Below are 25,650 nucleotides of genomic sequence, written 5' to 3'. Positions count from 1 at the left end.
GGATGGCGCGGAGTGCTGCCACACGCACGGCTACCGCAGCGTGGGCAAAGGCGCGTCAGCGCCGTGCCCACCTCCTTTTGCGGCTTCTCGGCTCTAGCCGCGCCGTCTCTGGAATACTGGATCGCCCGATCAAGTCGGGCGATGACAGTGTGCCCTTCTAAAAATTCACCCGGTTCGAGATCGCGCCGTCGACGACGAGATTCGATCCCGTCGTGAACCCCGACACCGGGCTTGCCAGAAACACCGCGGCGCTCGCGATTTCCTGCGGCGTGGCCATCCGGCCGGTCGGATTGCGCTTCATCGCGTCGTTGTAACGCTCGGGCATGTTCTTCTCGACCATCTCCCAGACGCCGCCCTTGAAATAGACCGTGCCGGGCGACACCACATTCACGCGGATCTTCTTCTTTGCATATTGCCGAGCCAGCCCCTTGGCCATGTGGATCAGCGCCGCCTTGATCGGGCCGTAAGAGCTGGCCGTGTCGGCCTGCGCCGCCGAGATCGAGGAGATGATGACGAAAGCGGTATCGCCGCTTCTTTCGCCGCTGGCTTCGAGGAACGGCCGCGCGGCATCGAAGGCATGCACGGCGCCGAGCAGGTCGAGCTGGAAGTTCTGCTGCCAGGATGCGGCATCGTGGCCCTGCGCCATCGCGCCGGCATTGGAGAACAACAAGTCGACGCCGCCGAGCTCTTTTGCTGCACCCTCGATCCAGGATTTCAGCGCTGCGCCGTCGGTCACGTCGACTGGGCCGCCGGTGGCGTTGACGCCCTTCGCCTTCAGCTCGGCAACGGTAGCCGCAACCTGATCGGCATTGCGCGCGCACACCGCGACATTGGTGCCTTCACCGGCGAGCGTCTCCGCAATCGCCCGCCCGATGCCGCGCGTGCCGCCGAGCACGATGGCGTTCTTGCCTTTGAGACCGAGATCCATTGTTGGGTTTTCTTTTTGTTGGTCGTGGAGAGTGTAGTCGCGTGCGCGGCATCGCCGCAAATCCCATTGTTCGACCGTCACCCTGAGGTGCCGGAGCGTAGCGGAGGCCTCGAAGGGCGACAGCCCGGCTGCCAACTCGGCCGTGCATCCTTCGAGGCTCGACTTGCGATGCGATGCATCGCAAGCCTCGCACCTCAGGATGACGGGATTAGCATTGGAGGACATGCCACCACTTTACGTCCTCACTCCGGCGCCGCGCCGACCGGCGGGCCGCCGGGCGGGCGATGCAGGAAGGTCAGCGAGGCGTAGGCGCCAGCCCATGAGCCGATTGCCGCGAAAGCGACATAGAACGGGTTCTCGGTGTAGCTGATCACGGCGTAGGAGGAGAGCATGTACCAGACGGCGCTCCAGTTCGCCGCTGACATGCGTTTGCGCGCGATCACGGCCGAGGTGAACATGACATAGACCGCGTCTGTGGCCGCCGTTGCGATGAACACGGCACCTGCGGTGAGAGGGTCGATGGCGGCCATTGCATTTCCTTATGTGCTAATGGGATGCTGAAGGCTAAAGGGAGAGAAGGGTCATGCAAAGCCCCGCCGACATTCTTAGGGATATCTGGACCTCTGCCGGTGGTGACGCGGCCGCGCTCGAACGCGTGTGGCTGACCGGCGAGGAGCCGCAAATCCCGTCCTCGTTTCGCATCGCCGTCGCCGGCCAGGTCACGATTGCCGCAGCCGGCCTGGCCGCGGCCGAAATATGGAAGCTGCGCAGCGGCCGGACACAGGACGTCACCGTCGACATGCGCCATGCCGTCGCCGAATGCCGCTCCGAGCGCTATTTGCTTCTCGACGACAAGCCGCCGCCGCCGGCATGGGACGCCATCGCCGGCGTCTACAAGACCGCCGACAATCGCTTCGTTCGTTGCCACACCAATTTCCCGCATCACCGCGACGCCGTGTGCAAGGTGCTCGGCTGCGAGGCGGAGCGCGACAAGGTGCAGGCCGCGCTGATGCAATGGAAGGGCGAGGATTTCGAGACTGCGGCTTATGCCGCGGGCGGCGTCGTTGCGCTCATGCGCTCCCACGACGAATGGTCGGCGCTGCCGCAGGCGCGCGCGCTCGCCGAGTTGCCGCTGATCTCGATCGAGAAGATCGGTGAGGCCCCGCCAAAGCCGTGGCCAAAAGGCGATCGTCCGCTTGCAGGCCTGCGCGTGCTCGATCTCTCCCGCGTCATCGCGGGGCCCGTCGCCGGCCGCACGCTCGCTGCGCATGGTGCGGATGTACTGCTGGTGTCAGGGCCGGAGCTGCCCGCCATTCCCTGGCTCACCATCGACACCGGCCGCGGCAAGCTCACCACCTTCATCGCGCTGAAGAGCGAGACGGGCAGGGCGCAATTGCGCGAACTGTTGCGGGACGCCGACATCTTCTCGCAAGGCTATCGCCCGCGCGCGCTCGCCGCCCTCGGCTTTGCGCCCGAGGATGCAGCGCAGATCAATCCGGGCATCGTCTATGTGTCGCTGTCGGCCTATGGCCACGCCGGCCCCTGGGCCGAGCGGCGCGGCTTCGATTCCCTCGTGCAGACCACGACCGGATTCAATCATGCCGAGGGACGCGCTGCCGGTCTCGATGGCCCCAAGGAATTGCCGGCACAGATGCTCGACCACGCCACCGGCTATCTGATGGCGTTCGGCGCGATGATGGCCAAGGCGCGTCAGGCACGCGAAGGCGGCAGCTGGCACGTGCGTGTGTCGCTGGCGCAGACCGGACGCTGGCTTTGGAATCTCGGCCGCCTCGATCGCGGACTGAATACCCCGGATCTTACGGGCGACGCCGTACATGCTGCGTTCATCGAGAGCGTGCCATCTGGCTTCGGCATGTTGAAGGCGGTGCGCCATTCGGCGATGCTGTCGAAGACGCCGGCGCAATGGAGCCGTCCGGCAATGCCGCTCGGCTGTCATCTGGCACAGTGGCCGGCGCGAAGCTGACGTGAAGCTGACATGTCGCGAAATTTTAACGCAAACCGAAAGGCGCCCTGCGTTTTTTAGGTTGTTTGAACTCCCAATTCGGCACTATTAGCGCAACCGATAAGGCAGCCATCTGCCGAGATCGTCGCAGACACGACCGGGCTCCATGGTAGTTGAAAATACCAAGCGATTGCAGGTGTTTACAAAACAACGGGTGATCACATCCGTAGTTTTACTAGCTCTTGCCGGTGTCGGCGCCGGGGCCTACGGCTTCCTCTCTTCCGGGTCCAAGGAAAAGAAGCACTCCGAGATCTCCAGCCAGTCGCGCAGGAATGCCCAGAACTTCACGCCGACGCCATCCGAATGGGCGACGCTGACGATCGAGCCGGTCAAGGCCAAGGCCTTCCGCGCCGAATATGTCACCGAAGGCAAGGTCGCCGTCGACGAGGATCGCTCGACGCCGGTGTTCTCGCCCTATGCCGGCCGCGTCACCAAGCTGCTGGCCAAGCCGGGTGAGATGCTGAAGCAGGGCCAACCGCTGTTCACGATCGAGGCCGCCGACACCGTGCAGGCCCAGAACGATTTCATCGCGGCGATGACCTCGCAGAACAAGGCGAAGTCGGCGCTCGAGCTCTCCGACATCCAGTTCAAGCGCGCCAAGGACCTCTACGAGGGCCATGCCATTCCGCTGAAGGATTATCAGCAGGCCGAAGCGACCCAGGTTCAGGCGCGGAACGACATGCGCTCCTCGGGGACCGCGCTGGAAGCCGCGCGCAACAAGCTGCGTATCCTCGGCTTCACCGACGAGACCATCAAGGCGTTCCAGGACAAGGGCGCCATCAATCCGGAAGTCACGATCTATTCGCCGATCGCGGGCACGGTCGTGCAGCGCAAGATCGGCCCCGGCCAGTACGTCAATTCCGGCGCCAGCGATCCGGTCTTCGTGGTCGGCGATCTCTCCACGGTCTGGCTCACCGCCTTCGTGCGCGAGAGCGACGCCGCCGCGGTCTGCATCGGCCAGGACATCACCGTCAACGTGATGGCACTGCCGGGCCGCCCCTTGACAGCCAAGATCAATTACGTCGCTGCCGCGATCGACCCCAACACCCGCCGCCTGCAGGTTCGCGCCACCATCGACAACAAGGACGGGCTGCTCAAGCCCGAGATGTTCGCCAACGTCACGATCTATTCGGCCGGCGATCGCGCAGCGCCTGCGGTGCCGAAGCAGGCGTTGATCTATGAAGCCGACAAGGTCCGCATCTGGGTCGCGCGCGAGGACAAGTCGGTCGAGCTGCGCCAGATCAAGATCGGCCTTATCAACGGCAACCTCGTCGAGGTCACCAGCAATCTGAAACCCGGCGAGCAGATCGTCTCCAAAGGCAGCCTGTTCATCGACCGCGCGGCGTCCGGCAGCTGATCGACGACCCAAAAAATTGCAGACTGAAGCTTGAATGGATCGTCTCGTCGCCCTTGCCGTCAACCGGCGCTTCCTGATGGTCGGGATGTTCGTCGCCGTGCTGATCGGCGGCGTCATCGCGTTCAACCAGCTCAACATCGAGGCCTATCCCGATCCGACCCCGCCGATGGTCGACATCGTGACGCAGAGCCCGGGACTGTCGGCGGAGGAGATCGAGCGCTACATCACGATCCCGATCGAGACCCAGGTCGCAGGCCTGAAGAACGTCACGACCATCCGCACCATCTCGCTCTATGGTCTCTCCGACGTCAAAATCCAATTCTCCTTCGCCTATACTTACGAAGAGGCGTTGCAGCAGGTGCTGAACCGCCTGGCGCAGCTCGCGCCGCTGCCGGGCAACGTGCAGCCGCAGATCTCGCCGCTCAGCCCGATCGGCGAGATCTTCCGCTACCGTCTCGTGGGTCCGCCGAACTACAGCGTGCTCGATCTCAAGACCATCCAGGACTGGATCCTGCAGCGTCGCTTCCGCGCCGTGCCGGGCGTCATCGACGTCACCGGGTGGGGCGGCAAGAGCAAGACCTATGAGCTCCAGGTCGACTTCAACAAGCTGGTCGCCAACGGTCTGACGCTGCCGCAATTGCTCCAGGCGGTCGGCAATTCCAACGTCAATGTCGGCGGCAACACCGTCAATATCGGCCAGCAATCGGCCGTGGTACGCGGCGTCGGCCTGATCCGGTCGATCGACGATCTCGCCAACACCATGGTGGCGCAGACCGGCGGCAATCCGGTGCTGGTCAAGGACGTCGCCACCGTCACCGTCGGCCAGAAGCCGCGCCTCGGCATTGCCGGCCTCGACGAGTCCGACGACATCGTGCAGGGCATCGTCCTGATGCGCCGCGGCGAGCAGAGCTCGCCAACCATCAAGCGTGTCCACCAGCTCGTTCAGACCATCAACAACTCCAGCATCCTGCCGCCCGGCGTGCGCATCGAGCGCATCTACGACCGCGGGGACCTGATCGAGCTCACCACCCATACGGTGCTGCACAACATGGTGGTCGGCATTCTCTTGATCGTGCTGTTGCAGTGGATCTTCCTCGGCGATCTGCGCAGCGCGCTGATCGTCGGCGCCACCATTCCGTTCGCGCTGTTCTTCGCCGTCATCATCCTGGTGCTGCGGGGGGAATCGGCCAATTTGCTGTCGGTCGGCGCGATCGATTTCGGCCTGATCGTCGATGCCACCGTCATCATGGTGGAGGCGATCTTCCGCCGTCTGACCCAGACGACGCCGATGTCCGAGACCGAGCACATGTCCAATGAGACGCTGTTCGGCATGAAGAGCCACGCCATCCTCAGCGCGGCCGCCGACGTCTCGCGCTCGATCTTCTTCGCCGCAGCGATCATCATCGCGGCCTTCCTGCCGCTGTTCACGCTGTCGGGCGTCGAGGGCAACATCTTCGGGCCGATGGCCCGCACCTATGCCTATGCGCTGGCCGGCGGGCTGCTTGCGACCTTCACCGTCACGCCGGCGTTGTCCGCGATCATCCTGCCCGCGCATGTCGAGGAAACCGAGACCAGGGTGATGCGGATCCTGCACCGGTTGTACTCGCCGTTGCTTCAATGGGCGGTCGCCAACCGCAACATCGTGCTCGGCGGTGCGGTCGGCCTCGTGCTGATGACGGTGGCGCTCAGCCGGATGCTCGGCCTCGAATTCCTGCCGAAGCTGGAAGAGGGCAATCTCTGGATTCGCGCCACGCTGCCGCCGACCATCTCGCTCCAGGAAGGCAACAGCTACGTCAACGAGATGCGCAAGGTGATCCGCGCCCGGCCCGAGGTCGAGGCCGTCGTGTCTCAGCACGGCCGTCCCGACGACGGCACCGACGCAGCCGGCTTCTTCAACGCCGAGTTCTTCGCGCCGCTCAAGCCAATCAGCCAATGGCCCGGGACCCGCGACAAGGAAGAGCTGACCGCGCAACTGCTCAAGCAGCTCGACGATCGCTTCCCCGGCGTCGAGTTCAACTTCTCGCAATATCTCCAGGATAATGTCTCCGAGGCCGTCTCCGGCGTGAAGGGCGAGAACTCGATCAAGCTGTTCGGCAGCGACCTGCAGGCGCTCACCGACACCGCCAACAAGATCAAGTCGGTGCTGGCCACGGTGCAGGGCGTCACCGACCTTGCGGTGTTCACCTCGCTAGGCCAGCCGACCGTCCAGATCGACATCGACCGCGCCAAGGCCGCGCGCTACGGCCTTGCGCCGGGCGACATCAACGCCACGATCAAGGTCGCGATCGGCGGCGACACGGCGGGCGATCTCTACGAGTCCGGCTCCGATCGTCACTTCCCGATCATCGTCCGCCTCGCGCCGGAATACCGCCGCAGTGCCGAGGCGATCCAGAATTTGCGCATCGGCGCACCCGGGCCGAACGGCACCGTCACGCAGATTCCCCTGAGCGAGGTCGCCACCATCAGCCTCGTCTCGGGCGCGGCCTACATCTATCGCGAGCAGCAGGAACGCTATCTGCCGATCAAGTTCTCGGTGCGCGAGCGCGACCTCGGCAGTGCGATCCGCGAGGCGCAGCAGAAGATTGCCGAGCAGGTGCAGCTGCCGCCCGGCTCGCACATGGACTGGGTCGGCGAGTTCGGCAATCTCCAGGATGCGATCCGGCGGTTGTCGATCGTGGTGCCGATCTCGCTGGCGCTGATCGGCGTGCTGCTCTGGTTCAATTTCGGCTCGATGACCGACACGCTGCTCGCGATGAGCGTGATCCCGATGGCGATCTTCGGCGGCGTGCTGGGCCTGTTGATTACCGGCACTGCGTTCAGCGTCTCCGCAGCGATCGGGTTCATCGCGCTGTTCGGCATCGCCGTGATGGACGGCATCATCATCCTGTCGCAGTTCAACCAGCTCATCGAGGAGGGCATGGACCGCGCGAGCGCGGTGGTGCGCACCGGTGAGTTGCAGCTCCGGCCGGTGCTGATGACCTGCGTCGTTGCCGGCGTCGGCCTGCTGCCGGCGGCGCTGTCCGAGGGCATCGGCTCGCAGGTGCAGAAGCCGCTCGCGGTCGTCGTCGTCACCGGCATGATGCTGGCGCCGGTCGTGATCCTCGTGACCCTACCGGTCCTGATCTCGTTCTTCTCGCGGCGCGCGCGCTGACCGTCAAAATCCGTAGAGTCGTGCCGAGTTGTCGACCAGGATCTTCTTGCGCACGTCGGCATCCGGTGCCCACACCGGAAGCTGGTTGAGCAGGCGGCCGTCGTCGATCTGATAGAGCGGCGCGATGTCGGTGGCTTTGCGTCCCTCGACACGGCTCGAATCCGGATGCGGCCAGTCGGTGCCCCAGACGACGCGATCCGGGTTGGCCGCGATCAGCGCCTGCGCGAACGGCACCATGTCCTGATAATCCGGCGCGAGCTTGGACGAGCGATAGGCGCCGGAGATCTTCACATAGGCCTTGCCGGACTTCACCAGCGCAGCGAGATCGGAGAAACCCGGCTGCTCCAGGCCGAGCGAAGCTTCCAGCCCGCCGAAATGGTCGAACACGACAGGTACCGGCGCCGTCTCGACGAGGTCCTTGATCGCCGAGATCATAGGAAGCGTAGTGTAGAGCTGCACGTGCCAGCCGCGCGCCTTCATGCGCTCGATGGCGGTGGTGAAGCGTGACCTGCCGACATTGGGATCGTTGACGCCGCCGGTTGCGAGATTGAGGCGCATGCCGCGGAAACCGTCCGCCTGCATCGCATCGAGCTGTGCCTCGGTGGTCTTGTCGTCGATCACGGCGACGCCGCGCGCATTGGCGCCGCGTGCCTTCATGCCGAACAAGGTCGACGAATTGTCGGTGCCGTAGACGCTGGGGGTGACGATCACCACGCGCTCGATATGCAGCGCCTTGTGCAGTGCAGCCATTTCTTCGGGGCTTGCCGGCTCGGGCGTGTAGACGCGCCCGGCGAAGAACGGAAACTTCTCGACGTCGCCATGAATGTGAGTGTGGCAGTCGCAGGCATGCGCGGGGACGTCGAAATTGACCGGCGTCGCAGGCTGCGCCGCGCGGGCGTGGGCTCTGTTGGTCATGGCTACTCCGGCGGCGAGGGAGGCAAGCAGGACGCTGCGTCGATTGAGCACGGTTTCTCTCCCTGGTTGTTTTATTTGGCAGTGTGCCGGGACGGTACCACATCAGCCGAATCGAAGCTGCGCTTCGTTGCATAGCTGCTCGACGATGTCCGCAAGCAGACGTGAGCCGTCCACGCGCACGACCGGGCAGGGCAGGCCCGCGAGCCATGCTTCATGCTTGGCGAGACTGCGACCTTCGCGGTCACCGGCCTCGTAATGCGAAGCCCATTCGACGAAGGCTTCGGTCTGCTCATGACGCCAGCCGCCCGGTGCGACGGCATCAGCACCGAAATGCGCGGCCTCGCGGGCGCGCAACCGCGTCAACCGTAGTTCGCGGGGCGTGACCACGAAGACCACGAGGTCGAAATACGCGACAAGTTCGTCGCCCCAGCCGGTGGCGGTTCCGCTCAAGACCCAGTCGTGCCGCGGTAGGAACATCTCGCGCATCAGGCGTAGCCGATCCGCGGCCGGGCGCGTCGTCTGGTAGGGCGGCGCGGTCGGCAGCCAGAAATAGTCGTCGCTATCGTGATGCGGCAGCGCAAGTCGGCCGGCGAGCGCCCGGCCGAGCGTCGTCACGCCGGAGCCCGAAGCGCCCGTCAGATGGATGCGGCGGCTTTTCATGGGCACCGGCCCGATAGATTGAAACTACTGCCCCGACGGCGTGCGCAGCCCGTGCCAGGCGTCGCGGACCTGGTGGTAGTGAACCTCGGGCAGATAATCCGGCGTGTTCAGGCTCAACGTCTTGACGTCGAGATGGCCGATGGCGCTGAGCAGCGTGTAGGAGGCGATGACGCGATCGCGGTTGGCGCCGATCAGGCGGGCCTTGGCCTGGATCAGATCGGCCTGCGAGTTCAAGACGTCGACCGTGGTGCGTTGTCCGCCGGCGGCCTCGCGCTGCACGCCCTGGAGCGCGACGGTCGCAGCCTTCACTTCGGATTCCGAGGCCGACACGGTGATCTTGGCGCCTTCATTGGCGACCCAGGCGCTCACTGCCGCCGTGCGTGCCTGGTTGCGGACCTGATCGAGCACGAGCCGGCTCTGCGCCGTGATCTCCTTGGCCTGCCGGGTCTGCGCGGCGGCCTGGCCGCCGTCGTAGATCGGCGCGGTGACATTGGCGACGATCGAGGCCTGGTCCTCGGCGAAGGTGCCGAGCGTCGGGTCGTTGTTGCGGCTCTTGCTGGCGCTGCCCTGAATGGTGGCGCTCGGCAGCAATGAGCCTTCGGCGATGCGGATGTTGGTGGAGGCGACATCGACGTCGAAGCTGGCGGCCATCACCGCCGGGTGCTGGCGGATTGCCATCGTCATGGCGTCTTCGCGGCTCTTCGGCAGATAGCGATCGACGGCCTCGGCGGGGCGAAGCTGCGATGGTGCATTGCCGATCACTTGCGCATAGGTCGCCTGGCTGACGGCAAGCGCGACCTCGGCGGCGTTGAGATCGGCAAGGCCGCGGTTGAGGCGCGCTTCGGCCTGCGCGCTGTCGGTCGGCGTGACATCGCCGGCGTTGAGACGGCGCTGGGTGACCGAGAGCGTCTCGCGCAGGAAGGCGACGTTGGAACGCTGCGCCTCGACCAGCGACTGGTTGGCGAGCACGTTGGTGTAGGCGGTGACCGCGTCGAGCAGCACGCCCTGGCCGACATTGCGCAGCGCCTCGCGGCCCGACTGCACCTGAAGTTCGGCGGCCCGCACGTTGTTGGCGGTGCGGAAGCCGTTGAACAAGGTCTGCGTCACGGTGACGCCGATGATCCATGGCTTCAAATTGCCGGTCTGGATTGTGTTGTCGGGCAGCAGATTGCGCACCGATTGCAGGCCGGCGCTGAGGCTCGCCACGATCTGCGGCCGGTAACCCGCGAGGGCCTGCGGCACGTTCTCGTCCGTGGCGCGTTGTCGCGCACGTTCGGCATTGAGCTGCGGATTGGTCTGGTAGGCCTTGGCGAGCGCCTCCGGCAGGGCTTCGGCCCAGGCGGCGGAGGGCAGGGCGCAGCAGAGCGCCAACGTGGTCCATGTCGCAAGCACAGGACCCACGCCCGATCGATGCCGCGTCATCACGCGACCAGCTCTGGCGGTACGCCCAATCATGTAATCCCGCTTAACCCCGGCTGTCCGCCCCCGCCGACGGTGGCCTCTTAACTGTTTAACCAGCCGAGGTCCCGCAGGCAAACTGCCGCGGGGGAAACCCCCATGAAATCCGTGCTTGTTGCAGCTTCGTCACAGGGTCTCACGGGAACGCAGCAGAGCCTTACACCAGCCTGACCCGTTCCCTGACGTTACCGGTTCTTGTTCACCGGCTTGCGCTTCTCGATGAACGCCGCCATGCCCTCGGAGCGGTCCTCCAGCGCGAAGGTCGAGTGGAACAGGTTGCGCTCGACGCTCATGCCCTCGGCGAGCGTGGTCTCGAAGGCGCGGTTCACCGCTTCCTTGGCCATCGCGGCCGCAGGGCGCGACATCGCGGCGATCTTCTCGGCCGCCGCCATCACTTCGTCCATCAGCTTGTCAGCGGGCACGATGCGACTGACGAGGCCGCTTCGCTCGGCTTCCGCCGCATCCATCATGCGGCCGGTGAGGCAGAGGTCCATCGCCTTGGACTTGCCGATCGCGCGCGTCAGGCGCTGGGTGCCGCCGATGCCGGGAATGGTGCCGAGCGTGATCTCGGGCTGGCCGAACTTTGCGGTGTCGGCGGCGATGATGAAATCGCACATCATGGCGAGCTCGCAGCCGCCGCCGAGCGCATAGCCGGCAACCGCCGCAACCGTCGGCTTGCGGCAACGCGCGATACGGTCGCCGCCGATCGCGGCGAAATCCTCGGAGAACATGTCGATGAAGCCCTTCGGCTGCATCTCCTTGATGTCGGCGCCGGCGGCAAAGGCCTTCTCGCTGCCGGTCACGACGATGCAGCCGATGGCGTCATCGGCCTCGAGATCGTCCACCGCCGCGGCGATCTCGCGGAAGACGCCGAACGAGAGCGCGTTGAGCAGCTTCGGCCGGTTCAGCTTGATGATGCCGACCGCGCCTTTGCTTTCGACGATGATGTGTTCGAACGTGCTCATGCTCCACCCACGCTTTTGATTGGGCGGGCAATGTGCCCGCTGGCGCGGTGAGCTTCAAGGGGCTAACGGCCGCCGGAACACGCAGCAAGATGCGGGTTCCGGGGAGGTCTCTCAGGCCAGGATCGGGCCCGCAATCACGCCATGAACATACGCGCGGCGGACGCCAGCGTCAGCAGCGTGCCGACGCCGATGAAGATCTTGCCGATCAGGGAACTCTGGTCCCAGGCCGAGCTCTGCTGGGTGCTTGCCATCACCGGTGCCGGCCGGGGCTGGGCCTCGGTTGCGGCAATCACCGCCTTCTGCGCCGGCGGGCTGTCCTGTTGCGCGGCGCGGTCGATGTCGTTGAGCTGATCGGGGGCGACGACTTGGCTCTCGGCGTTCGCAGCGTTGGTATTATCGGCCGCTGCCTGGACATTGGTGTTGGCGCGGTCCGTCATCGCCGAGGCCGCTGCCGCAGTCGGAGTATCGGTGGTGGCGAGCTGCGCATTGGCGTTGGCGACCGCCGGCGGCATCTGGCTCGAGGCCGGGACGTTATTATTGGCCGTGTTGTCGGCCGCCTTGTTGTCAGACTTGGCCTCGTCGGCCTTGTTGTCGGCCTTGGCCGGAGCGGCGTTCTTGTCGGCCTTGTCGTCGGATTTCTGTGCTGTCTTGCCGCTGGTGGTGGTGCGGCGTGACTCATGGCGCCGGTGCTTGCTCGGCTTGGCCTCGTCGGTCTGCTTGCCCGCGCTGTCCGAATTGCTTGTGGCTGAGCTTGGGGCCGCCTGTGCAAGGCCTCCGAACAGCAACAATAGGCCGGCCAGAACGATCAGGGCGGCGCGCCCGCTGGCTTTCATCATGGTGATGATCTCCCCAATTCCGCCCGTCCCGGAAACGAACAGAGACCCCGGGGCGTGACGACAGCGGGGCAGAAAATGGGAATCTTCGGGCCACACCGGGCAAAACCGGGGCAGACCGGACCCCCTGAAGCCAGCCGCCGGGTGCGGGGCGGGCCGATCGGTGTTATGAGCCGTCGCAGACGTTTACGGCCGGATCGGTCGCGGGGGCGGGGCATATCACGAATTCGTGATATCGTCGGACCCGCGTAACAAATTGAACGGACGGCCGAATTGCATGGTGAGGGGCGCGCGTGCGCGGACGTGAGGACGAATGGACCGGCCTGATGCGGTCGGCCATGGCTGGCGATGATGCGGCCTATCATCGCCTGTTGAGGGCGGTCACGCCGGTGCTGCGCGCTGCCGCGAGACGAGGCCTGGCACGGGCAGGCCAGCCTCCCGACCAGGCAGAGGATATCGTGCAGGAGATTCTGTTGGCGGTGCATCTGAAGCGGCACACCTGGGACAGCGAAGCCCCCTTCGCGCCCTGGCTGTTTGCCATCGGCCGCAACAAGCTGATCGACTCGCTGCGCCGGCGCGGCAGGCGCGTCTTCGTCAATATCGACGATTTCGCCGAAACCCTGCCGGGCGAGGCGCCCGAGGAAACGGCGTCCGCGGGCGAGGTCGCAGCCCAGCTCAACACCCTGCCGCAGCGCCAGCGCGACGTGCTGCAGTCGATCGCGGTCGAGAGCGCCTCGATCAAGGATACGGCGGCGAAGTTTTCGATGAGCGAGGGCGCGGTGCGCGTCGCGCTGCATCGCGGACTTGCGGCGCTGACGACCAAACTGCGGGACCAGTAGTCATGGACACCGATCAACTCATCCGCTCGCTCGCAGCCGACAACGCCCATCGCGCGCCGCGCGTCGGCGCCGTGCTCACCATGGCGCTCCTGGTGGCCGCGCCCTTGTCGATCCTGATCTTCGCGACGTTCCTCGGCGTGCGTCACGACGTGATGAGCGCGATGCACAACCCGTTCTTCGACATGAAATTCGCGGTGACGCTGTCGCTCGCGATTCCCGCCATCATCGTCAGCCTGCATCTGTCGCGTCCCGAAGCCCTGCTGCGCGGCTGGGGCTGGCTGCTGCTGCTTCCCGTCGGGCTGCTCGCGGTCGCGATCGGCAGTGAGGCGATGATGGCGCCGGCCATGCCGATGACGATGCGCTTGATGGGCAAGAACTCAAGGGTGTGCCTGGTCGCAATTCCGGCGATGTCGCTGCCGCTGCTTGCGGGGGCGCTGTTCGGCCTGCGCCATGGCGCGCCGTCGCGCCCGGCGCTTGCCGGAGCACTCGCCGGCCTGGTGTCGGCCGGCCTTGCCGCGACGCTCTATGCCTCGCACTGCACCGACGATTCGCCGCTGTTCGTCGCGACCTGGTACACGCTCGCGACCGCGCTGGTGACGGCAATCGGCGCGGCGGTCGGGGCGAAAGTCCTGAGATACTGACCGCGCCGGCCTCACGCCGCCGGCGTCGGGCCCAGCTGCATGCGGTGGAAGCGCAGCACCTGCTGCGCGGTCGAGCTGCGCAGCGCCTCGTAAACGTCGCGCAGCGTCAGCATGTCGGTCTGCGACCCGCCGGAGAGCTTCTCGCGCATCGCGATGATGGCGCGCACGCTTGGCCAGGACATGCCGGCGACCTTGGCGAGGATCATCACGCCCTCGGTGCGGCTTTCGATCATCATGGTCTCGGCGGTCTCGACCGCGACGCCGGCGAGCGCCGCGAGCCCCGCATTGGTTTCGTCGAACTTGCCCTGCTCGGCGAAACTGGTGACCTGGAATTCGTTGAGACGGCCGTCCTCGTGCAGCGACTTCACCAGCGCGCGCGCCATCTCGGTCTGCTTCGTCATGGCGGCAGCGCGGACCCTCTGGGCCACTTCCTGCACCACGCTCGACACCTCGTCCACGAGTTCCGGATGCGCGGCCTCGAGCTTCCTGCGCACGCTCAAGGACGCTTTCGCGACCAGCTTCAAATAGTGATGGCGCGGCAGGTCGGGCCGCTGGCCGATGCAGGTGGCGAGGTCGTCGTCGCGTTCGGCGCGGGTGACGAGATCGGAGAGGCTTCCCTCGGAGAGCCGCGCGCCCGGATTGCCGACGGTCGACTGCACCACGTCCTCGTTGCCGCGCGTCACCAGCACGTCGGTCAGCGCTTCCGACAGCACCCGCCGCAGCGAGATCGCCTTGAGATGCGCCTGGCCCCTCGTGCGCGCGATCTCGATCAGGGTCGTCTCGTCGAGCTGTTCCGATTTCGACAGCACGGGGCCGGAGACCTCGATGACCTCGTCGAGCGCGAGCGTGCGCATGATTTTCGGCGGCGCGGCCGCGATCGGTGCGAGGCGGTCGGCGAGCAGCGCCTTGGCCGACGTCTCGATCTGCTCGATCAGACACTGGAACACGTCGTCGAACACGCGGATGTGGTCATCGGCATAATCCACCGCGTTGCCGACGAACAGATCGGTGACGCGGCGCAGCGTCTCGACCCGGCGCGCGACGGTGCCGTGCGAGAGTGCAGCCTGCAATTCCTCGAGCAGATTCTCGGATGTTTTTGCGGATTTTGATCTCATGGCCCTGTCCTGGAGCGTTCGATCCGGCGGCGGCTTCTGTCGCAGCGGGAAAAAATGGATTGGTCAGCTCGTTGCAATGCGGTTGCGCCCTTGCGCCTTGGCGGAATAGAGCGCGCGATCGGCGCGCGCGAGAAACGTGTCGGCAGTATCGACGTCGCGCAGCGTCACCACGCCCGCGGAAATGGTCACGCGCAAATTCAGGGAGAATGCGCTCCAGTCGAGGTCGGCGACGATGCTGCGCAAGCGCTCGAGCATGCGCTGTGCAGCGTCATCCGACGTGTCGGGCAGCAGCAGCAGGAATTCCTCGCCGCCGTAGCGGCCGAAGCAGTCGGCCGGGCGGATGTTGGCGAACATGGTGATCGCGAAAGTGCGCAGCACCTCGTCGCCGACGGGATGGCCGTGGGCGTCGTTGATGCGCTTGAACCAGTCGAGATCGATCAGTGCGATCGCGCAAGGCATCGATGTCTGCCGCGACTTTTCGATCTCGGCGTCGAGAAGGCGCATGATGCAGCGGCGGTTGTAGGAGCCGGTGAGTTCGTCGAGCTCGGCCAGCTCCTCGATGCGCTGATAGGCGGCCTTCAGCTCGATACTGCGCCGGTACAGGATCTTGCGCAGGGTGGCGCCGAACAGGCCGAGAAAGGCGCACTGGCCGATCACCAGCACGAAGCAGAGCATCGAGGCGGTTCGCTCCAGGCGGGTCGTGACCGGCAGTCCGATCGGCAGGTCCGAGCCCAGGAAGACCAAAGCGAGCCCGCAGGTGGCAAGGCCCCAGGTCACCATCGCCTGGCTCGAGGTCATCCGCAGCGTGCCGAACGCGAAGATCAGAAACAGCACGGCGAGGAACGCGACCCCGACCGTCGGCACTGCGAGCAGGAACAGCAGCTGCAGCGCCATATGCGCCGAGATCTGGAAGACGGTGAGGTAATGATCCTCGAACCGGTCGCCGAAGCCGGCTTCCGAGAGCACGGTGAACGTACCGATGATCAGGAGGCCGCCGAGCCAGAACAGCGATGGAACGGCCATGGAGACCGCGCCGCCATAGGCGTAGAGCAGCAGGACCGAGGCGCCCAGCGAATAGCTCGCCACCTGGCCGATATACATCTGGCGGCGCTGCCGGGCTCGGCGCGCCAGCACTTCGGAAGCCGCCGCCTCGGGCGTGAGCACGAGATCCGCGACCTCAGCGGCATTCCTCTCGGGAAAGGACGTCGCGGCCGTGCTCATGGTCCCGCCAATGGTGATGTCAGCGTAAAAATCTACGTGGCAAGCCTTTAGGTTTGGTATCCTTGGAAACCGAATCCGAGCCGTGCAGCGCGGAACAAGGTGGTGGACCGGCGGGAGAAATTTTGCCGGTGATCAGGCATCCGTTTGCGATGCGATCGAGCCTAAGCCGGGCTTGGCGAGACATATGTCGTGCAGGGCTGCTATGGAACCGAACGAGGCCGGGCCGCCTGTGCCGGACAGGCATTCCGCAGGGAAGTGTTGCAGTATTATGTTACCGATCTGGATGACGGCGGCTGACGGCCGCGGGTGGGACAAGAAAAATGCGCGTATGTGGGGTAGGTCACATAGGCCTCCTTATGACCGCGGTAGACTGAAGAATTTTGCCCCCCCTATCGAACCGTCCGCCGCGCCGACCCGACCAACTTTGCGAGACGGGCATTGAGCGTGACACAGGCGGCTTCGGACGAGGTCCTGATCGCCAGGATCGCCCAAGGTGACCGGCTCGCCATGCAGGTGCTGTACGGGCGGCACCATGTCAGGGTCTACAGGTTCGGGCTCAGGCTCGTGCGGGACGAGCAGGCGGCGGAAGACCTCATCAGCGAGGTGTTTCTCGACGTCTGGCGTCAAGCCGGCAAGTTCGAGGGCCGATCCGCCGTTTCTACCTGGCTGCTGGCAATCACCCGTTTCAAGGCCCTGTCTGCGCTCCGGCGCAGGAAGGATTTCGAACTGGACGAAGACGCCGCCAACGCGATCGAGGATACGTCCGACAATCCGGAAACGGTGGTGCAGAAAAAGGATACCAGTGAAGCGTTGCGGGAGTGTCTGACGGGCCTCTCGCCGGACCATCGGGAAATCGTCGATCTCGTCTACTACCACGAGAAATCCGTGGAAGAGGTGGCCGAAATCGTCGGGATACCGGAGAACACTGTGAAGACGCGCTTGTTCTATGCGCGCAAGAAACTGGCCGAACTGCTGAAGGCAGCCGGCGTTGAGCGAGGCTGGCCATGATGGCTTTGAGCAAGAAGATGCTGGAGCAAGAGCCCAGTGAGATTGAACTGCTGCTGCCGTGGCACGCGGCCGGCACGCTGAACGCGCGCGATGCGCGGCGGGTCGAGGAAGCGCTGGCGCGCGATCCCGAGCTTGCCAGGCAATATGCGGCTATCCGCGGCGAGTACGAAGAGACCATCCATCTGAACGAGAGCTTGGGCGCTCCGTCGGCGCGCGCGCTGCAGAAGCTGTTCGCCGCGATCGATGCCGAGCCGGCGCGGGCGAGCGGCTCGCTGCCGCTATCGGCGCGCATCTCGACCTTCTTCGCGAGCCTGTCGCCGCGCACGCTGGCGTGGTCGGCGAGCCTCGGCGCCATCGCGCTGATGCTGCAAGCCGGAATCATCGGCGCCGTGCTGATGAAGAACCAGCCCGCGACCTTCCAGACCGCTTCGCTCTCGACCAGCGGTCCGATCACACGCGAACTCGGTACGACTGTTCCGCCGGCGCGCGCGTTGGTGCGCTTCACGCCCGAGGCCCGCGTCGCCGACATCACCGCGCTGCTCGACAGCTACCAGGCCTCGATCATCGGCGATGCCAAGGGCGGCATGTTCCGCCTCCAGTTCGACAAGGCGATGAGCCAGGACGAGCTCGCCTCGCTGCTCGGCAAGATGCAGCGCGAGAAGTTCGTCAACCTCGCCGTCGCGGCGCCGTAAGCGCGCCGCTGATCCGATGACAGGCAAGTCCGAGAGCAGGGTGCGCGCCGGGGCCTACGCTTCATCGGTCGGCGCGGCGCTTTTGATCGCCGCCTGTCTCGGCGTCGAGGTTGCGCAGGCGCAGGCGATCATGCGCACGCCGACGATCAGCGTGCCCACGCGAACGCCGACCATCTCTCCGAGCATCGCCCCGCGCATCGGTCCGACCATCTCGGCCAGGGCGGTGTCCGTCGACCGCGGCCCGCGGACGATGGCGACCATTCCCCACACCACGACGTCGCGCCTGCGGCCGACGATGACGGTGCTGCCCTATGCGCGCTACTCGCCGAACCTGTATCCGGCCTGCACCGCGCCCTATCGCGATGCCGACGGCGAATGCCTGGCGCAGCCGAATGCCGGCGGCGGTGGCTCGGGCAAACCCGCCAAGAAGAGCGCCGGCAAGGGCCGCGGCAACGCCACGCCGGCCGCCGCCAATCTTCGCAGCTTCGCCAACGAATTCGTGGCCGAGATCGACGGCACATTGTCGCCCGGTGATGCCGACGCGTTGGCCCGCCGGCACGGCTTGACGCGGATCTCGTCGGAGAGCTTCCCGCTGATCGGGGCTACGTTCGGTCTGTTTCGCATCACGGATGGCCGGCCGTACGAGACGGTGCGGCGCGAATTCGCGGCCGACGGCAGCGTGCGCTCGGTCCAGGCGAACTTCCGCTATGTGCTGCAGGACCAGAAATCGCCGCCCCCCAGCGAAGGCGATCCTGCGCAATATGCACTGACAAAACTCCGCTTGCCGCAGGCGCATACGCTGGCGCACGGCGCCAACGTCACGGTTGCCGTGATCGACTCCGGCATCGACACCAAGCATCCCGAGCTCGCCAATTCCGTCGCCGACAATTTCGATGCGCTCGGCAGCGCGGAGGGGCCGCACGTCCACGGCACCGGCATAGCCGGCGCGATCGTGGCGCATGACCGGCTGATGGGCAGCGCGCCCCAGGCGCGCATCATCGCGATCCGTGCCTTCGGTGGCAGCAATGGCGGCGCCGAGAGCTCGTCCTACATCATCCTGCGGTCGCTGAATTACGCCGCCGAGCACGGCGCGCAGATCGTCAATATGAGCTTTGCCGGTCCGAAGGATGCGGTGATCGAGCGGGCCATCGCGGCGACCGCCGCGCGCGGCCTCGTGCTGATCGCCGCCGCCGGCAATGCCGGCGCAAAATCGCCGCCGCTCTATCCGGCCGCCAATCCCAACGTGATCGCCGTCAGCGCGACCGATCAGCAGGACAGGCTGTTTACCGCATCCAACCGCGGCAATTACATCGCCGTCTCAGCGCCCGGGGTCGACATCTTCCTGCCGGCGCCGGACGGCAAGTACCAGATGACGTCGGGAACCTCGTTCTCGGCCGCCTATGTCTCCGGCGTCGCGGCGTTGCTGCTCGAGCGCAATTACACCTTGAAGCCGGAAGCGCTGCGCATGACGCTGGCGAAGACCGCGCGCGACCTCGGCTCCCCCGGGCGTGACGAGCTTTTCGGCGACGGCCAGACCGATGCGTTTGCCGCGGTCATGGCTGTTCCCGCCGACAGCGCGACGCCGGTTGCGGCTGCGTCCGGTACAACAAAACGTGAAGATGCCGGGAAGCGTCGCGACGAGCCTGGCACCCGCGCGATCGAACAACCCTCGCTGTGAGCGCAGACGATAAATCCACGGTTTCTCAGGCGGATAGGCCGGCGACGCGATAGCGGCTGCGACAAAGATGCGCGCGGGCCGAAGGTCAAAAAAGCGAACCCCGCATTGAACGTTCAGCCAGCTGCCACGACCAAATTATGTGGGAGCGGTCATCCCTCCCCATCAGTCATATCAGGCGCGAGCGCCCATCCACCCCAAGCGCCCATATGGCTTGACCCGTCCGGTTGTCCCCCCGGACGGGTCTTTTCTTTTTAAGCGTTCGATTCTTTGAAGCTTCGCGCGGATTCAGCTTGCGGTTGAAAGATCTGAGCGGCGTCCCTGGCCCGCTTCGAGCAGCACGCCGCAAGCCGGCTATGCTTGTGCGAAGCTTGACTCGAAAACACAGCAAATCTCCGCACGACTACGGTGATTGACGACGACTTCCGTGTCGTTGCTGGACAAGTCAAAACTTTTCCACAAAATATTCATGTCGCGTCTAAATTGATTCGTGTGCGTTGCGTCCCCCGCGTCCGTGTTTTCCCCTGACGGGCTGGTTCATGACACATCGCCAAGAGTCTGATTGCGCGTCTGCGCGTGCCGTGGTCGCTGGCCGCGACGTCGCGGCGCGCTGGTGCGCTCTCGCCGAGCAGCGGCTGCAACATCTCTCCGAAATGTTCGAGACCGGCCGCTGGCGCCGTTATCACTCCGAGATGGCATTCCTCGAAAACATCCAGGAAGCCAAGCGCGCGGTCCAGACCTGGCGCGCGCTTGCGACCGGTGCTGATGTCGCCGAGGCGGCCGCGAGCGTGACGCCCGCATTCGGCTGGTCGCCGGCGACCATGCCCCGTGTATTTCCGCGCGAGCAGCAGGCGCAGATCGTGCAGCCCAAGACCCTGCAGCCAAAGGCCGTCCACATCGCCCCCGAGACCGCCGTGCCGGTCAGGCTCGATCCGAAGCCGGACGTTCTCGCCGAGATCACCGAAGCCCCGATCGCGCCGCTCGCCGCGCCCGCAGCCCCCGCTGCGATGGCGTCGTTTATCGCGCCTGCCGAGGTACCGCCGCTCAAGGCTCCGGCTGCGAGGGCGCCGCTGACCGCACCCGCCGTGAGGTCACCGCTCGCCGTGCCCGCCGCAACGGCCCCATTCACCGCGCCTGAAGTGAGGCCGCCGCTGGCTGCGTCTGCCGCGAAGCCGCCGAAGACCGCGCCCGCCGCGATGGCATCGCTCCTGCCGCAGTTCGCCCCGCCAGCCGAGGAAATCGTCGCAGCCCCGGAGCGCGTCGTCGAATTCACCCTCAGCCTCGACGGCCTGCAAGCCAAGTACCCGCTGCTCAGGAACGCGTTCTAGCGTCTGGCGGCCAGAGGCGACGGGCGGCTTTAGCGCCGCACCGCATTGCCGCCGAGCACCACCTGTGCGAACCGCTGCGCGCCGTCGGCTGACAGATCCGAGGTTACGGCACGCGCGTGATCGAGGCCGACCACGGCGCCGCGCGGGGTCTCGGAGATCATGTTGTTGTTGACCAGCGCGATGCCGGCGCCCGGCACGACGGAGACGCCGATCCCGGCCAGGGCCTTGCGGATCACGTTGCCCGTGATGGCGACGTCGCGCAGATATTTGCCCCAGCCGGCGACGATGCCGTAGGACGGCGCATTCTCGATCACGTTTCCGGTCACCGAGGTATCCGCCTCGATGTAGATGCCGACGCCGGCGTCGTCGTCCGGCGCGGTGCCGATCGGCCGTTTCGGGATCAGGTTGCGGATGATGTTGCCCTGGACCACCGCGATGCGGCCGCCTTCGTTGAAATTGCAGACGGAGACGCCGACGGCCGCGCCATCCACCGTATTGTTGGCGATCACCGCGGCCTCGAACGCGAACTCCGAATAGAGCGCGACCTCGCGCACATCGCTGACGCTGTTGCCTGATATGTGGATGTTCGAGGCGGAGTTGCCGCGCACTGCGGAGTAATCGCAGTTCCTGATGCGGTTGCCGCGCACAATGACGTTGCCGGCGCGGAAGGCATTGATGGCGTTGCCGTACTGGCCGGAGCCGCCGGGGCCGGCCTTGATGTTCTCGATGCGGTTATCGGCGACCAGCGTGCCGTCGTCGCCGATCGCGGTCCGCAAGATCTCGATGCCGTTGTCGTTGGTGCCGAGAATCGTGTTGCGGGAGACGCCGAGGCCCTTTGCGTCGAAGGAGACCACCGCGGTGACCGCGATGTCAGTGAAGATGTTGCCGGAAATGTCGCCGGATACCTGCTCGAGCCAGATGCCGCTGCCGCCGGAGCGGGTGATCTCGCAATCGGCGATGCGGACGTCGCGCCCGCCGAGAACATGGATCAGCCCGCGCCGCGCCGGCAGCGGGATGCTGCCGCCGTCGAAGGTGATGCCGGTGAGGCCGATGGAGTCCGAGCCGTCGCTCTCGATCGCCGAGGCGCCGCCGGTGAAGACGAGCTTCGTCGCCCCGCGTACGCCGATCAATTGTGCGCCGTTCGGCAGCCGCAACAGCCCGGTGCGAAAGACGCCGGGTGGTAGCGCCAGTGGCAGCTGTGCGCGTGCAGTCTCGTCGATCGCGCGCTGCAGCGCGCGGGTCTGATCCTCGCTGCTGCCGGGACGCACGCCATATTGCGTGGCATCGCGGCCGAGCAGGGATGTCAGCGGCGCCGCGCGCGCGGCGTCGGCCGGCATGGCGAGGGCGCCCGCGATGCCTGCGGTCGAAGCTCCGATGAGATGACGGCGATTGAGGTCCATGACGCGTCCTCCGGCGGAGGCGGGAGGGCATCCGCGCCGACTAGGTAGCGCAGGGCAGGCGGGGGCGCGGGGATTGTTCGCGGTAGGGTTAAATGTTTACCGCAAAGACGGTGCCGTAGGGTGGGTTAGCCCGCGGCTGCGCGAAGCGCAGTCCGCGCGGCGTAACCCACCATCTCACCGCGACTACGGTGTGTGCTGCAGCCAAGATGGTGGATTACGCTTCGCTAATCCACCCTACGAAGCCGGCGTGTTCCGCCCCTTCCGCGCCAACTGCATCATCTCCATCAGCATGGCTTCCCCCGCATCCACCAGCTCGTCCAGCGTGATCCGCGACGCGCCCTTGCGCCGGACCGCACCGCTGCGCGCGAGCAGGGGAATGTGGATGAACGCCGCAAGCTGCGGCCCGCCCGCCTTCACGTTCTCGATCGCGCGCCAGCTCAGATAGTTGCAGAGATAGGCGCCGGCATCGCGCGAGGCGCGCGCATCGATGCCGGTGAGGCGCGCGGCGCGCAGCAGCCTTGCCGTGTGCGGACCGAAATTCATGGCGTCGGCATGGCCGGCGATGCCGCGCTTGCTCGATCGGGTGTTGGCGGCATCGGGCCAGAGCATGGTGACGGCGTTACGCGCGCGGGTCTCGATCCGCAGGTAAGGCGTGCGCGCTGCGAGGCCGAACATCAACAGCGCATCCGGCTTCACCTTCGCGAGCACCTCCGGCAATTGCCGGTCGACCGCGGCATAGGTGACCGGGAAGATGTGGCTGGAGAGTGCGACATCATCGAGTGCCGGACGGCGCAGTTGCGCGAGCCGCGAGACCAGCGGCGGGGTCGGGTTATAGGGCGCGCCGGGAAACGGGCCGAAGCCGGTGAGGAGAATGCGGAGCTTTTCGCTCATTTCAGCAACTCCAAGATCTGCTCGGCGGCGAGGGCCGGCGTGAGATGGCCGTCGGCGACCTCGGTCTCGATCTTCCGGACCTTGCTGCGAACCGAGGCCTCGCTGCGCAGCCGCGCCAGCATCCGTTGCTCCAGCATCGACCACATCCATTTCACCTGCTGCTGACGCCGCCGCGCGGCGAAATCGCCGGACGCGTTCATCGCCTTGCGATGGTCTAAAACCTTCTGCCAGAGGTCGGTGATGCCGGTGCCGGCCAGCGCCGAATAGGTGACGACCGGCGGATGCCAATGTTCGGACCGCGGCGCCAAAATATGCAGCGCGCCGCGATAGTCGGCGGCGGTGATGTTGGCGCGCTTGAGATTGTCACCATCGGCCTTGTTGATCGCGATCATGTCGGCGAGCTCGACCAGGCCCTTCTTGATGCCCTGCAATTCGTCGCCGCCGCCCGGCAGCATCAACGCCAGGAAGAAATCCGTCATGTCGCAGACCGCGGTCTCGGACTGGCCGATGCCGACGGTTTCGACCAGCACGACGTCGAAGCCGGCGGCCTCGCAAAGCAGCATCGCCTCGCGCGTTTTTGCCGCGACGCCGCCGAGCGTGCCCGAGGACGGCGAAGGGCGGATGAAGGCTTGGTCCGAGGCCGACAGCCGCGCCATTCGCGTCTTGTCGCCGAGGATCGAGCCGCCGCTGCGTGCCGAGGACGGATCGACCGCGAGCACCGCGACCTTGTGGCCCTGTTCGATCAGATAGGTCCCGAGCACATCGATGGTGGTGGACTTGCCGACGCCGGGCGATCCCGTGATGCCGACGCGGAACGCCTTGCCGGTGTCGGGCAGCAGCATCTGCACCAGCTCGCGCGCCAGCGCCTGGTGGTCGCCGCGACGGCTCTCCACCAGCGTGATGGCGCGGGCAAGGGCGGCGCGGCTGCCGGCGCGCAGGTCGCGGGCGAGGGATTTGATGTCCAGCGAGGCCTTCTTCTCAGTCATGCCCTGCTTTACAACGCCGAGGCGGGGCAGGCGAGGGCCGCTCGCCCGGAATCACCTGCTTGTCGCCGCCGCCGTCTGCACCGGTTTCACCTTGCGCCACACCCACACCATCACCGGCCACAGCAGGGCGCCGATCGCCATCGCGGCGAGGATGGCCGCGACCGGGCGCTCGAAGAACGGCAGGATACTGCCGTCGGACTTGATCAGTGACGTCACGAAGGCCTGCTCGACCATGGTCCCCATGACGATGCCGAGCACCATGGCGGCGACGGGATAGCCGTTCGCCTCCATGACGTAGCCGATCACGCCGAAGGCGGCGACGGTGACGACGCCGAACATGTTGTTGCCGATCGCGAACGAGCCGACCGCGCAGCACAACATGATGATCGGCATTATGGTCGAGCGCGGCGCCAGCAGGATGTAGGCGGCGACGCGGATCATGGCGATGCCGAGCGGGATCATCAGGATGTTCGCGATGATGAACATCAGGTAGATCGCGTACATGCTCGACGCCTTCTCGGTGAACAGCGTCGGGCCCGGATTGAGGCCCTTCATGTAGAGCACGCCGATCGCGATCGCGGCGATGGTGTCGCCGGGGATGCCGAACAGCAGCGAGGGCACCCAGCCCGAGGCGATGCTGGCATTGTTGCTGGCGCCGGCCTCGACCAGCCCCTCGACATGGCCGGTGCCGAATTTTTCCGGCTCCTTGGAGAAGCGCTTCGACATCGCGTAGGAGACCCAGGCGGCCATGTCGGCACCGGCGCCGGGCAGCACGCCGATGATGATGCCGACGATGTTCCCGCGCGTCATCTGCCAGTGATACAGCTTGGTCAGCCTCCACTGTCCCGCCATGATGCTTCCGAATTTTCGCCGCGGCAGCGGCGGCGGCTCCGGCGTCAGCATCGCGCGCATCACCTGCGCCACCGCGAACACGCCGACCAGCGCCGGGATCGGCTCGATGCCGCCGAACAGGTCGGTGAGGCCGAAGGTGAAGCGCGGCACGCCGCCGGGATTTTCGATGCCGATGCAGGAAACCAGCAGACCGAGGAACATGCCGGCGATCGCCTTCACCGGGGAGGAGCGCGCCACCAAGGTGGCGCACATCAGGCCGAGCAGCGCCAGCCAGAAATATTCGAAGGTCGAGAACGACAGCGCGATCTCGGCAAGCGGCGGCGCCAGGATCATCAGCGACAGCACGCCGGCGATGCCGCCGACGGCGGAGAACCAGACGCCGGCCCCGAGTGCGAGCTCGGCCTGGCCCTTGCGCGTCATGGCGTAAGCTTCATCCGCATAGGCGGCCGAGGCGGGCGTGCCAGGGATGCGCAGCAGTGCGCCCGGAATGTCGCCCGAGAAGATCGCCATCGAGGACGCCGCGACGATGGTCGCTATCGCCGCGATCGGCGAGAGGTAGAAGGTGACGGGGACGAGCAGGGCGGTCGCCATCGTTGCCGACAGGCCCGGCAGCGAGCCGATCACGAGGCCGTACACGGAGGCCGCGAACATCGCGATGATGACCTCCCAGGTGGAGATCAGCGCGAATGCTTCAATCAGGGTCTTGAGCATG

At 65.9% G+C, this 25,650-nt stretch carries 21 protein-coding genes and 1 pseudogene; 9 read left to right on the top strand and 13 right to left on the bottom strand.

Going from position 1 to position 25,650, the window contains the following annotated elements; translation table 11 throughout:
- Window positions 1-157 precede the first annotated feature (157 nt).
- Together RAD04_RS01755 and RAD04_RS01750 are read right to left on the bottom strand one after the other, a co-directional pair.
- On the bottom strand, window positions 158-928 hold the full coding sequence (locus RAD04_RS01755; protein WP_461622373.1) for an SDR family NAD(P)-dependent oxidoreductase: 771 nt from the start codon (window positions 926-928) through the stop codon (window positions 158-160).
- Window positions 929-1,170: 242 nt separating this feature from the next.
- Window positions 1,171-1,458 carry a hypothetical protein gene (locus tag RAD04_RS01750; protein WP_212251384.1) on the bottom strand — a complete coding sequence of 96 codons (288 nt, stop codon included), beginning with the start codon at window positions 1,456-1,458 and terminating at the stop codon, window positions 1,171-1,173.
- Window positions 1,459-1,511: 53 nt separating this feature from the next.
- Here RAD04_RS01750 and RAD04_RS01745 point away from each other — a divergent pair, with 53 nt between their 5' ends.
- From RAD04_RS01745 to RAD04_RS01735, 3 genes are all read left to right on the top strand, one after another.
- Window positions 1,512-2,912 carry a CoA transferase gene (locus RAD04_RS01745; RefSeq protein ID WP_461622372.1) on the top strand — a complete coding sequence of 467 codons (1,401 nt, stop codon included), beginning with the start codon at window positions 1,512-1,514 and terminating at the stop codon, window positions 2,910-2,912.
- A gap of 145 nt (window positions 2,913-3,057) precedes the next feature.
- A complete protein-coding gene (locus RAD04_RS01740; RefSeq protein ID WP_461622371.1) occupies window positions 3,058-4,308 on the top strand; it encodes an efflux RND transporter periplasmic adaptor subunit in 1,251 nt (416 codons plus the stop codon).
- A gap of 34 nt (window positions 4,309-4,342) precedes the next feature.
- Window positions 4,343-7,459, top strand: a complete 3,117-nt coding sequence (locus RAD04_RS01735) for an efflux RND transporter permease subunit (protein WP_461622370.1) — start codon at window positions 4,343-4,345, stop codon at window positions 7,457-7,459.
- A 3-nt stretch (window positions 7,460-7,462) separates the two neighbouring features.
- On the opposite strand, the gene RAD04_RS01730 is transcribed toward RAD04_RS01735, so the two are convergent.
- From RAD04_RS01730 to RAD04_RS01710, 5 genes are all read right to left on the bottom strand, one after another.
- The gene (locus RAD04_RS01730) at window positions 7,463-8,425 is read right to left on the bottom strand and encodes an amidohydrolase family protein (RefSeq protein WP_461622369.1); all 963 of its coding nucleotides are present in this window, start codon (window positions 8,423-8,425) and stop codon (window positions 7,463-7,465) included.
- 51 nt (window positions 8,426-8,476) lie between these two features.
- Complete coding sequence (locus RAD04_RS01725; protein ID WP_092256703.1) at window positions 8,477-9,034, bottom strand: P-loop NTPase family protein; 558 nt, start codon at window positions 9,032-9,034, stop codon at window positions 8,477-8,479.
- Between the two features lie 24 nt (window positions 9,035-9,058).
- A complete protein-coding gene (locus tag RAD04_RS01720; protein ID WP_461622368.1) occupies window positions 9,059-10,456 on the bottom strand; it encodes a TolC family outer membrane protein in 1,398 nt (465 codons plus the stop codon).
- 221 nt (window positions 10,457-10,677) lie between these two features.
- On the bottom strand, window positions 10,678-11,457 hold the full coding sequence (locus tag RAD04_RS01715; RefSeq protein WP_028143187.1) for an enoyl-CoA hydratase: 780 nt from the start codon (window positions 11,455-11,457) through the stop codon (window positions 10,678-10,680).
- Between the two features lie 134 nt (window positions 11,458-11,591).
- Window positions 11,592-12,293 (bottom strand): hypothetical protein, encoded by a 702-nt coding sequence (locus RAD04_RS01710; protein WP_461622367.1) that lies wholly within the window; start codon window positions 12,291-12,293, stop codon window positions 11,592-11,594.
- Between the two features lie 290 nt (window positions 12,294-12,583).
- Here RAD04_RS01710 and RAD04_RS01705 point away from each other — a divergent pair, with 290 nt between their 5' ends.
- Together RAD04_RS01705 and RAD04_RS01700 are read left to right on the top strand one after the other, a co-directional pair.
- Complete coding sequence (locus RAD04_RS01705; RefSeq protein ID WP_028143185.1) at window positions 12,584-13,129, top strand: sigma-70 family RNA polymerase sigma factor; 546 nt, start codon at window positions 12,584-12,586, stop codon at window positions 13,127-13,129.
- 2 nt (window positions 13,130-13,131) lie between these two features.
- Window positions 13,132-13,770 carry an NrsF family protein gene (locus RAD04_RS01700; protein WP_461617135.1) on the top strand — a complete coding sequence of 213 codons (639 nt, stop codon included), beginning with the start codon at window positions 13,132-13,134 and terminating at the stop codon, window positions 13,768-13,770.
- Between the two features lie 11 nt (window positions 13,771-13,781).
- On the opposite strand, the gene RAD04_RS01695 is transcribed toward RAD04_RS01700, so the two are convergent.
- Together RAD04_RS01695 and RAD04_RS01690 are read right to left on the bottom strand one after the other, a co-directional pair.
- Window positions 13,782-14,885: a DUF2336 domain-containing protein gene (locus RAD04_RS01695; protein WP_461622366.1), complete on the bottom strand. Its 1,104-nt coding sequence runs from the start codon at window positions 14,883-14,885 to the stop codon at window positions 13,782-13,784.
- 63 nt (window positions 14,886-14,948) lie between these two features.
- Window positions 14,949-16,106, bottom strand: a complete 1,158-nt coding sequence (locus RAD04_RS01690; RefSeq protein WP_461622365.1) for a GGDEF domain-containing protein — start codon at window positions 16,104-16,106, stop codon at window positions 14,949-14,951.
- Window positions 16,107-16,544: 438 nt separating this feature from the next.
- On the opposite strand from RAD04_RS01690, the gene RAD04_RS01685 reads away from it, so the two are divergent.
- The 4 genes and pseudogenes from RAD04_RS01685 to RAD04_RS01670 all read left to right on the top strand — a co-directional run bounded on the left by RAD04_RS01685 (window position 16,545) and on the right by RAD04_RS01670 (window position 20,809).
- On the top strand, window positions 16,545-17,114 hold the full coding sequence (locus tag RAD04_RS01685) for a sigma-70 family RNA polymerase sigma factor (RefSeq protein ID WP_018315733.1): 570 nt from the start codon (window positions 16,545-16,547) through the stop codon (window positions 17,112-17,114).
- A complete protein-coding gene (locus RAD04_RS01680; protein WP_091953286.1) occupies window positions 17,111-17,806 on the top strand; it encodes a hypothetical protein in 696 nt (231 codons plus the stop codon). The genes RAD04_RS01685 and RAD04_RS01680 overlap by 4 nt, the downstream gene beginning before the upstream one ends.
- 16 nt (window positions 17,807-17,822) lie before the next feature.
- A pseudogene (locus RAD04_RS01675) lies at window positions 17,823-19,537 on the top strand (S8 family serine peptidase).
- Window positions 19,538-20,062: 525 nt separating this feature from the next.
- Window positions 20,063-20,809 carry a TIGR03809 family protein gene (locus RAD04_RS01670; RefSeq protein WP_461622696.1) on the top strand — a complete coding sequence of 249 codons (747 nt, stop codon included), beginning with the start codon at window positions 20,063-20,065 and terminating at the stop codon, window positions 20,807-20,809.
- Window positions 20,810-20,838: 29 nt separating this feature from the next.
- Here RAD04_RS01670 and RAD04_RS01665 read toward each other — a convergent pair whose 3' ends face one another.
- The 4 genes from RAD04_RS01665 to RAD04_RS01650 all read right to left on the bottom strand — a co-directional run bounded on the left by RAD04_RS01665 (window position 20,839) and on the right by RAD04_RS01650 (window position 25,649).
- A complete protein-coding gene (locus RAD04_RS01665; protein WP_461622364.1) occupies window positions 20,839-22,209 on the bottom strand; it encodes a TIGR03808 family TAT-translocated repetitive protein in 1,371 nt (456 codons plus the stop codon).
- A gap of 234 nt (window positions 22,210-22,443) precedes the next feature.
- Entirely contained in the window at window positions 22,444-23,100 is a 657-nt protein-coding gene (locus tag RAD04_RS01660) for a pyroglutamyl-peptidase I (RefSeq protein ID WP_461622363.1), read from the bottom strand.
- Complete coding sequence (gene meaB, locus RAD04_RS01655; RefSeq protein ID WP_461622362.1) at window positions 23,097-24,086, bottom strand: methylmalonyl Co-A mutase-associated GTPase MeaB; 990 nt, start codon at window positions 24,084-24,086, stop codon at window positions 23,097-23,099. Before meaB ends, RAD04_RS01660 begins: the two co-directional genes overlap by 4 nt.
- A 51-nt stretch (window positions 24,087-24,137) precedes the next feature.
- Complete coding sequence (locus RAD04_RS01650; protein WP_091953273.1) at window positions 24,138-25,649, bottom strand: tripartite tricarboxylate transporter permease; 1,512 nt, start codon at window positions 25,647-25,649, stop codon at window positions 24,138-24,140.
- Window position 25,650 lies beyond the last annotated feature (1 nt).

It is taken from the genome of Bradyrhizobium sp. 25ACV (assembly GCF_054863005.1).
This window is presented reverse-complemented; position numbering and strand designations above follow the sequence as displayed.

Excerpts from the sequence above, each read along its gene's own strand:
- meaB (WP_461622362.1), bottom strand. The coding sequence starts at position 24,086 with ATGACTGAGAAGAAGGCCTCGCTGGACATCAAATCCCTCGCCCGCGAC.
- RAD04_RS01710 (WP_461622367.1), bottom strand. The coding sequence starts at position 12,293 with ATGATGAAAGCCAGCGGGCGCGCCGCCCTGATCGTTCTGGCCGGCCTA.
- RAD04_RS01735 (WP_461622370.1), top strand. The coding sequence starts at position 4,343 with ATGGATCGTCTCGTCGCCCTTGCCGTCAACCGGCGCTTCCTGATGGTC.
- RAD04_RS01750 (WP_212251384.1), bottom strand. The coding sequence starts at position 1,458 with ATGGCCGCCATCGACCCTCTCACCGCAGGTGCCGTGTTCATCGCAACG.
- RAD04_RS01700 (WP_461617135.1), top strand. The coding sequence starts at position 13,132 with ATGGACACCGATCAACTCATCCGCTCGCTCGCAGCCGACAACGCCCAT.
- RAD04_RS01650 (WP_091953273.1), bottom strand. The coding sequence starts at position 25,649 with ATGCTCAAGACCCTGATTGAAGCATTCGCGCTGATCTCCACCTGGGAG.
- RAD04_RS01680 (WP_091953286.1), top strand. The coding sequence starts at position 17,111 with ATGATGGCTTTGAGCAAGAAGATGCTGGAGCAAGAGCCCAGTGAGATT.
- RAD04_RS01690 (WP_461622365.1), bottom strand. The coding sequence starts at position 16,106 with ATGAGCACGGCCGCGACGTCCTTTCCCGAGAGGAATGCCGCTGAGGTC.
- RAD04_RS01695 (WP_461622366.1), bottom strand. The coding sequence starts at position 14,885 with ATGAGATCAAAATCCGCAAAAACATCCGAGAATCTGCTCGAGGAATTG.
- RAD04_RS01720 (WP_461622368.1), bottom strand. The coding sequence starts at position 10,456 with ATGACGCGGCATCGATCGGGCGTGGGTCCTGTGCTTGCGACATGGACC.
- RAD04_RS01725 (WP_092256703.1), bottom strand. The coding sequence starts at position 9,034 with ATGAAAAGCCGCCGCATCCATCTGACGGGCGCTTCGGGCTCCGGCGTG.
- RAD04_RS01660 (WP_461622363.1), bottom strand. The coding sequence starts at position 23,100 with ATGAGCGAAAAGCTCCGCATTCTCCTCACCGGCTTCGGCCCGTTTCCC.
- RAD04_RS01745 (WP_461622372.1), top strand. The coding sequence starts at position 1,512 with ATGCAAAGCCCCGCCGACATTCTTAGGGATATCTGGACCTCTGCCGGT.
- RAD04_RS01665 (WP_461622364.1), bottom strand. The coding sequence starts at position 22,209 with ATGGACCTCAATCGCCGTCATCTCATCGGAGCTTCGACCGCAGGCATC.
- RAD04_RS01715 (WP_028143187.1), bottom strand. The coding sequence starts at position 11,457 with ATGAGCACGTTCGAACACATCATCGTCGAAAGCAAAGGCGCGGTCGGC.
- RAD04_RS01740 (WP_461622371.1), top strand. The coding sequence starts at position 3,058 with ATGGTAGTTGAAAATACCAAGCGATTGCAGGTGTTTACAAAACAACGG.
- RAD04_RS01755 (WP_461622373.1), bottom strand. The coding sequence starts at position 928 with ATGGATCTCGGTCTCAAAGGCAAGAACGCCATCGTGCTCGGCGGCACG.